Origin of the sequence: Pseudomonas syringae, assembly GCF_000737245.1 — a bacterium.
GTDB lineage: Bacteria > Pseudomonadota > Gammaproteobacteria > Pseudomonadales > Pseudomonadaceae > Aquipseudomonas > Aquipseudomonas syringae_J.
In genome coordinates, this window is the sequence record NZ_JPQU01000022.1 from 98,526 (window position 1) to 105,708 (window position 7,183).

Below are 7,183 nucleotides of genomic sequence, written 5' to 3' on the forward strand. Positions count from 1 at the left end.
GATTCGCGGGCAAGCCTCGCTCCAACAAGGATCCTCCCATGCTCATAATTTCCAACAACGTCCATCTGCCCGATGCCGAAATCGAGTTGACCGCCATCCGTGCCCAAGGCGCAGGGGGGCAGAACGTCAACAAGGTTTCCAGCGCCGTGCACTTGCGTTTTGACATCAACGCCTCGTCGCTGCCGCCTTTCTACAAAGAGCGGCTGCTGGCGCTGCGTGACAGTCGGATAACCAGTGATGGCGTGATTGTGCTCAAGGCGCAGCAATACCGCACCCAGGAACAGAACCGTGCCGATGCGCTGGAGCGATTGACCGAGCTGATTGTGAATGCGGCAAAGGTCGAGAAGAAGCGCCGACCCACCAAGCCGACGCTGGGTTCCAAGACGCGTCGTCTGGAGTCCAAGACCAAGCGTGGCTCGATCAAGGCCGGGCGCGGCAAGGTGGATTTCTGATCAGGCGCTGCTCTGAGTGGAGTTGCTCTGGCGCATGACCTTGGCCTGTTTGTAGAGCCAGACACTCAATGCCAGACCGCTCAACGAGGCGAGGGCGGCAAACAGGAATATCGAAGAGAAGCCAAAACCAGCCGCTACCGCACCAGCCAGTGGACCGGTAATCCCAAGGGACAGGTCAATAAACAGCGAATAGGCACCCACCGCCGCGCCTCGACTGGACGCCGGTACCAGATTCACCGCCTCGACCCCCAGCGCCGGGAACACCAGCGAGAATCCGAAGCCGGTCAACGCCGCGCCAGCCAACGCCAGCTCGGGCGAAGGCGCCAACCACAACAGCAGCAGGCCGAGCGTTTCCACGCTCAGGCAGGCGATCGCCACCTTGAAGCCGCCAATACGGTTGATCATGTTGCCGAACAACAACCGCGCGCTGATGAATGAACCGCCGAACAGGCTCAGGCACAGCACTGCGTTTGGCCAGCTATGGCTGGCGTAATACAGAGTAATAAAGGTTGCGATGGTACCGAAACCGATGGAGCCCAGCGCCAGGCCCATGCCGTGGGGCAGAACTTTGCCCAGCACGTGTATGAACGGAAGACGCTCACCGTGCACGATGGGCGCGGCCTGTTTTTTCCAGCCCAGTCGCAGCCCCAGTAGCGCCAGCAGAATGATGCTGACGCCCATACTCCAAAGCCCCAGCGTATTGACCAGCAACACTCCCAGCGGTGCGCCAATGGCCAGCGCGCCGTAGCTGGCGATACCGTTCCAGGAAATCACTTTAGCTGTATTGGCTGAACCGACGCGGCCGATGCCCCAGCCAATCGAGCCGGAACCCACCAGACTTTCCGCGCTGCCCAGCACAAGACGACCCACGAAAAGGCAGATCAGGCTCACCATGGGCCAGGCTTGCAGCCAGCTGGAAACCAGCATGAATAAACCGCTCAGTCCACAACCGGCCAGCCCGATCAACACCGCCTTCTTGGCGCCCAGGTTGTCGATGATGCGTCCGGCATAGGGCCGGCTGAGCAAGGTCGCCAGATAGGCCACGCTGATCACCAGCCCCGCCGTCACGGCGCCAAACCCCAGATCGGTATGCACGTAACCCGGCAGCACTGCCAGGGGAATACCGACATTCAAGTAGCCGATGAAGGTGAACATTACGATGGACACTACTTGCAGGGTAATGGCCATCGGGCGTTGCGGGGCGGTTTGGGGTGTTTCAGACATTAGGGGACGGTCCACGAAAAACGGCAGAGTGAGTCAAAGCGGAGTGCAGGCCTGGAAAGCTGACCAAGTGCTCAATGATAGCGGTGCGTTGAGCGTTAGAAGCAGGCAGCTTAGAAACTTTTTACGTGAGGGAGTGAAGCGCTGGTGTCAGGTGCTGGATCGGGTTTTGGTTTCAGGTGCAACCAGCTGGCTGGTCACGAGTGCGGCGAGGGCGTTTTCCTGATTGCCGAAACGGGCGAGCAGGAGTTGCTTCTTTTCCGGGCTCAACTGCGCCCAGACTTTGATCATGCGTTCGGCAGTACCGATCAGGGTGTTGGCTTGTGCTTCGTTGAAATCGTTCATCTGCAGCCTGTGGTCGTGGGCATTTCAGGCGTATGAAACCACAGCAAGTGATGGTTCCGATACGCCTGAAAAGTCGCCCTCAGTCTTCGCTGGAGGCTTGCTGGCTTGGTTCAGCCTGCGCGCCGGCTTTCATTTCGACCGGCTGTCCGAGTTCCAGTTGAGCCAATGTCGACTGCTCTGGTTCTTTCTGGCTTGGGGGAAAGTTTGGGATTTCATGCATCGAAGTCGCTCCTTGCAAGAATTTTAGTTGCTGGGCAGAACCGTGCTTCTAAAAAGCTTGGGCAGGATACAGCAGACAAAATGACAAACAGACGTTTATCTCGACCGTTGGTCATGTACGGAAACAAAAAGCCGATTTTGCTGTCCTGGGTCATTGCAGCAAAAAACCGGCTGCCCCTGTAGGAGCTCACGAGCACCGCGAGGTAGCGATGGCGGTGTGTCGGATTTACTGAAACGGTCGCCGTTGCACCTGCCGTAGGAGCGCGCTTGCCCGCGATAGATGACGACGCGGTGTATCAGACCGGCCGCCATCGCTGGCCTCGTAACCTCGGTGAGCTCCTACAGGTCTCGCGTTTACTCAGTCACAGCTCGGTCATTGCCGAGAAAAAACAGGCCACCCCTGTGGAGCTCACGAGCACCGCGAGGTAGCGATGGCGGTGTGTCGGATTTACTGAAACGGTCGCCGTTGCACCTGCCGTAGGAGCGCGCTTGCCCGCGATAGATGACGACGCGGTGTATCAGACCGGCCGCCATCGCTGGCCTCGTAACCTCGGTGAGCTGCAATAGGTCTCGCGTTTATTCGCTAATAAGGCGCTATTTGATTCCTTCGGCGCCTTTCGCCACCTCATCGGTCCGGGCCGCCATGATGAAATCGTTGCGGTGCAGGCCTTTGATCGAATGGCTCCACCAGGTCACGGTCACTTTGCCCCATTCGGTCAGCAGCCCGGGGTGATGGCCCTCGGCTTCGGCGATTTCCCCGACGGCATTGGTGAACGCCAACGCAAATTTGAAATTCTTGAAGCGATAAACCTTTTCCAGCTGCATCACGCCATCACGCACTTCGATGTTCCAGTCCGGGATCTGCTTGAGCAGCGCCGGAAGCTCGGCCTCACTGACCTGCGGAGCGTTGGCGCTGCAGGCTTCGCAATGAGCTTGGTTGAGGGTCGTCATAAAAGGTTTTCCTGTTCAGGCCAACTGGTGGCTGGATGTCTTTTCCGGAGGGAGCTTTTCTTTAGAGAGTTTTGGCGGGAATTTAGCTTCGTGCAGGCCCAACTGCATCGCTTGGCCAACCATGCCCATGATGTCTTGTCGGGCGAGATCGAACAGCTGCTTGAGGTCGGGCAATACAAAATACAGAGGTTGCAGAATATCGATGCGGTAGGGCGTGCGCATGGCTTCAACGGCATCGAAAGGCTGATGTTCAGGGGTCATCGACAGGCTGTAAACCGCTTCTCTGGGTGAGGAGAGGATGCCGCCACCGTAGATTCTGCGACCCTGGGCGGTCTCCAACAGGCCGAATTCGATGGTCATCCAGTACAGCCGCGCCAGATAGACACGTTGCTCCTTACTGGCGTTGAGACCAAGCCGGCCATAAGTATGGGTGAATTCCGCAAACCACGGATTGGTCAGCATCGGGCAGTGCCCGAAGATCTCGTGGAAGATGTCCGGCTCTTGCAGGTAGTCCAGTTCCTCAGCGCTGCGGATGAAAGTGGCAACCGGAAACTGTTTGTTGGCCAACAGCTCGAAAAACTTTTGGAAAGGGATCAGCGCCGGTACGCGCTCCACTTGCCAGCCTGTGGTTGCCCCCAGCACTCGATTGATTTCTGCCAATTGCGGAATGCGATCGTGAGGCAGGGCAAGTTGCGCGATGCCGTCCAGATATTCCTGGCAGGCGCGTCCTTCGATCACCTGCATCTGCCGGGTGATCAGGGTATTCCATACCTGATGATCGGCGGCCGGGTAATCAATGAACCCTTGTGCGTCGGGCTCACGTGCCACATAGGTGGTACTGCTCATGCTGCTCTCCCTTGGGGTTCTTTTTATAGGGTTTGTCGCGAACGCCCAATGGAACGATAGCTCAAGTGTCGAGTAATTTCAGCATGTCAGTAGGGGGAGGTGGGAATACGTGAATTACATACGCTGTGATCTTGCTGCGACTTATAAAGCGACTATAGGCGGACGGATTTGCACGTCACTGCATATCCTGTATCCAATACTTATTTGATTGAAATACACATCTGTGGGAGCGAATTCATTCGCGAAGAAGGTCAGCACCAAAAAACCTGGATGACTAACACACAGCTTTCGCGAATGAATTCGCTCCCACAGGTAACTTATCTACTTCAGATCAGCGTTGTTTGCGCAATACCAGTGTTTACCCGTTAGTGCAGCCATTGCCCATCACCTGGTAGCCCATCACGTGCTGATGGCCGTCGTGATCTTCGTAGGTCATGCGCATAGGCACGACTGCGCAGACGTTGGGGATTTCGGTGACCGAAATGACCTTGGCGATATCGGGATGGCTTCCATACTTATATTGCTCGACGCGGGCTTGTTGGGCAGCAACTTTTGCTCCGGATTCTTCAGCCATTGCAAGTGTGCTGAAACCACAGAGCGCCAGAACCAACAGTGAAACTTTCATCTCTTTTACCTTCTTGAGTTCGACAGGGGGCACACCACCGTAGAGCGGTGATGTGTGTAGCCAGTTTCTATAATTAAGATCAACTTGCCGTGGGAGGCTGTCAGTTGTTAATCATGTGCCGTGTTGGCGGAGCTGATTCTATGCCTGCATCAACACGCCATACAGAAACACTTTTACAAAGATTATTAGTCGATTCGGTAACAATCCCTGAACGGCCCGGTCCAGAGCTGCCTGCTTGCTTTCTCACGGGCGGAGGCGCAAATGTAGTGCCTGCGGGGGCTGAATGGCAGCCGGGCAGGTCGGTAAGACCATCGTCGAATGGTCCGAACGGCGACAGGCGGCTACAACTGACACATAAAACAACAACTATCCACCGAGGTAACCAAGATGAGTGCAGCTTCCCTGTACCCCGTCCGCCCAGAAGTCGCAGCGACTACGCTGACCGATGAGGCGACCTACAAGGCCATGTACCAGCAGTCAGTGGTCAATCCTGACGGTTTCTGGCGTGAACAAGCTCAGCGCCTGGACTGGATCAAGCCTTTTACCTCGGTCAAGCAGACTTCGTTCGACGATCACCGGGTCGATATCAAATGGTTTGCCGATGGCACCCTCAACGTTGCCTATAACTGCCTGGATCGCCACCTCGCCGAGCGCGGCGACAGCATCGCGATTATCTGGGAAGGCGATGATCCTTCCGAAAGTCGCAACATCACTTACCGTGAGCTGCACGAAGAAGTCTGCAAGTTCGCCAACGCCTTGCGGGGCCAGGATGTGCATCGCGGCGACGTGGTGACGCTTTATATGCCGATGATCCCTGAAGCCGTGGTCGCCATGCTGGCCTGTGCACGGATCGGCGCGATTCACTCGGTGGTCTTCGGCGGCTTCTCGCCCGAAGCGCTGGCCGGTCGTATCATCGACTGCAAATCCAAAGTGGTGATTACCGCTGACGAAGGTCTGCGTGGCGGCAAACGCACCGCTATGAAGGCCAACGTTGACCGCGCGCTGACTAACCCTGAAACCGCCAGCGTGCAGAAAGTCATCGTCTGCAAGCGCACTGGCGGCGAGATCGAGTGGAACCGCCATCGCGACATCTGGTACCACTCGCTGCTGGAAGTGGCCTCCGCGACCTGCGCACCGAAAGAAATGGGCGCTGAAGAATCGCTGTTTATCCTTTATACCTCCGGCTCCACCGGCAAACCCAAGGGTGTTTTGCACACCACCGCCGGTTATCTGCTGTACGCGGCCCTGACTCATGAGCGGGTGTTCGATTACAAGCCGGGCGAAGTCTACTGGTGTACCGCTGACGTGGGCTGGGTCACTGGCCACAGCTACATCGTCTACGGCCCGCTGGCCAATGGCGCGACCACCTTGCTGTTCGAAGGGGTGCCGAACTATCCGGATATCACCCGCGTGTCGAAGATCGTCGACAAGCACAAGGTCAACATCCTCTACACCGCGCCGACCGCGATTCGCGCCATGATGGCAGAAGGCACCAAGGCGGTTGACGGTGCTGACGGTTCCAGCCTGCGCTTGCTGGGGTCGGTGGGCGAGCCGATCAATCCGGAAGCCTGGAACTGGTACTACAACACCGTGGGCAAGAAAAACTGCCCGATTGTCGATACCTGGTGGCAGACCGAAACCGGCGGCATCCTGATCAGCCCGCTGCCTGGCGCAACTGCATTGAAACCAGGTTCGGCGACCCGTCCGTTCTTCGGCGTCATCCCGGCCCTGGTGGATAACCTGGGCAACCTGATCGAAGGCGCAGCGGAAGGCAATCTGGTGATCCTGGATTCCTGGCCGGGTCAGTCCCGTTCGCTGTATGGCGACCACGATCGTTTCGTCGACACCTACTTCAAGACTTTCCGTGGCATGTACTTCACCGGCGACGGTGCGCGCCGTGACGAAGATGGCTACTACTGGATCACCGGCCGCGTGGACGACGTACTCAACGTTTCCGGCCACCGCATGGGCACGGCCGAGATCGAAAGCGCCATGGTTGCCCATCCGAAGGTTGCCGAAGCCGCTGTGGTCGGTGTGCCTCACGATCTGAAAGGGCAGGGTATCTATGTGTACGTGACCCTGAACGGTGGCGAAGTGCCGGACGAAGCGCTGCGTATCGAGTTGCGTAACTGGGTCCGCAAAGAGATCGGCCCGATTGCCTCACCGGACGTGATTCAGTGGGCCCCAGGACTGCCGAAAACCCGCTCGGGTAAAATCATGCGCCGCATCCTGCGCAAAATCGCCACCGGTGAATACGATTCCCTTGGGGATATCTCCACCCTGGCCGATCCAAGCGTGGTTCAGCATTTGATCGATACCCACAAGACCATGAGCGTGGCCTGATAGTCACGGCCTGAAAAAGCCCCATTCGGTGTGAGCCGGGTGGGGTTTTTTGTTGGTTCTCTGGTTAAAACCGATGCGCCCTTATCGCGGGCAAGCCTCGCTCCCACAGATGAAACACGCATTTTATGAAGTGCGCCCCAAAAGTTGGACACCCGTCCAACCTCTGGGGTGTTTTTCATGA

General features: G+C 57.3%; 8 protein-coding genes. 2 read left to right on the top strand and 6 right to left on the bottom strand.

The genetic code is table 11. From position 1 onward, the window contains the following. Positions 1–38 precede the first annotated feature (38 nt). A complete protein-coding gene (gene arfB, locus IV01_RS18720; RefSeq protein ID WP_032627025.1) occupies positions 39–452 on the top strand; it encodes an alternative ribosome rescue aminoacyl-tRNA hydrolase ArfB in 414 nt (137 codons plus the stop codon). Here arfB and IV01_RS18715 read toward each other — a convergent pair whose 3' ends face one another. The 6 genes from IV01_RS18715 to IV01_RS18700 form a co-directional block, all read right to left on the bottom strand. Beyond that, positions 453–1,676: an MFS transporter gene (locus IV01_RS18715; protein ID WP_032627026.1), complete on the bottom strand. Its 1,224-nt coding sequence runs from the start codon at positions 1,674–1,676 to the stop codon at positions 453–455. Positions 1,677–1,823: 147 nt separating this feature from the next. Next, the gene (locus IV01_RS18710) at positions 1,824–2,018 is read right to left on the bottom strand and encodes a hypothetical protein (RefSeq protein ID WP_032627028.1); all 195 of its coding nucleotides are present in this window, start codon (positions 2,016–2,018) and stop codon (positions 1,824–1,826) included. 79 nt (positions 2,019–2,097) lie between these two features. Beyond that, positions 2,098–2,238: a hypothetical protein gene (locus IV01_RS26840; protein ID WP_195758759.1), complete on the bottom strand. Its 141-nt coding sequence runs from the start codon at positions 2,236–2,238 to the stop codon at positions 2,098–2,100. Between the two features lie 593 nt (positions 2,239–2,831). Further along, positions 2,832–3,188 carry a 4a-hydroxytetrahydrobiopterin dehydratase gene (locus IV01_RS18705; RefSeq protein WP_032627029.1) on the bottom strand — a complete coding sequence of 119 codons (357 nt, stop codon included), beginning with the start codon at positions 3,186–3,188 and terminating at the stop codon, positions 2,832–2,834. A gap of 15 nt (positions 3,189–3,203) precedes the next feature. Further along, positions 3,204–4,034 (bottom strand): phenylalanine 4-monooxygenase, encoded by an 831-nt coding sequence (gene phhA, locus IV01_RS0124710; RefSeq protein WP_050507321.1) that lies wholly within the window; start codon positions 4,032–4,034, stop codon positions 3,204–3,206. A 358-nt stretch (positions 4,035–4,392) separates the two neighbouring features. Then, positions 4,393–4,659, bottom strand: coding sequence for a DUF2790 domain-containing protein (locus IV01_RS18700; protein ID WP_032627031.1), 267 nt, complete (start codon positions 4,657–4,659; stop codon positions 4,393–4,395). Positions 4,660–5,046: 387 nt separating this feature from the next. On the opposite strand from IV01_RS18700, the gene acs reads away from it, so the two are divergent. Next, the gene (acs, locus tag IV01_RS18695; RefSeq protein ID WP_032627033.1) at positions 5,047–7,002 is read left to right on the top strand and encodes an acetate--CoA ligase; all 1,956 of its coding nucleotides are present in this window, start codon (positions 5,047–5,049) and stop codon (positions 7,000–7,002) included. The last annotated feature ends 181 nt before the right edge of the window (positions 7,003–7,183 follow it).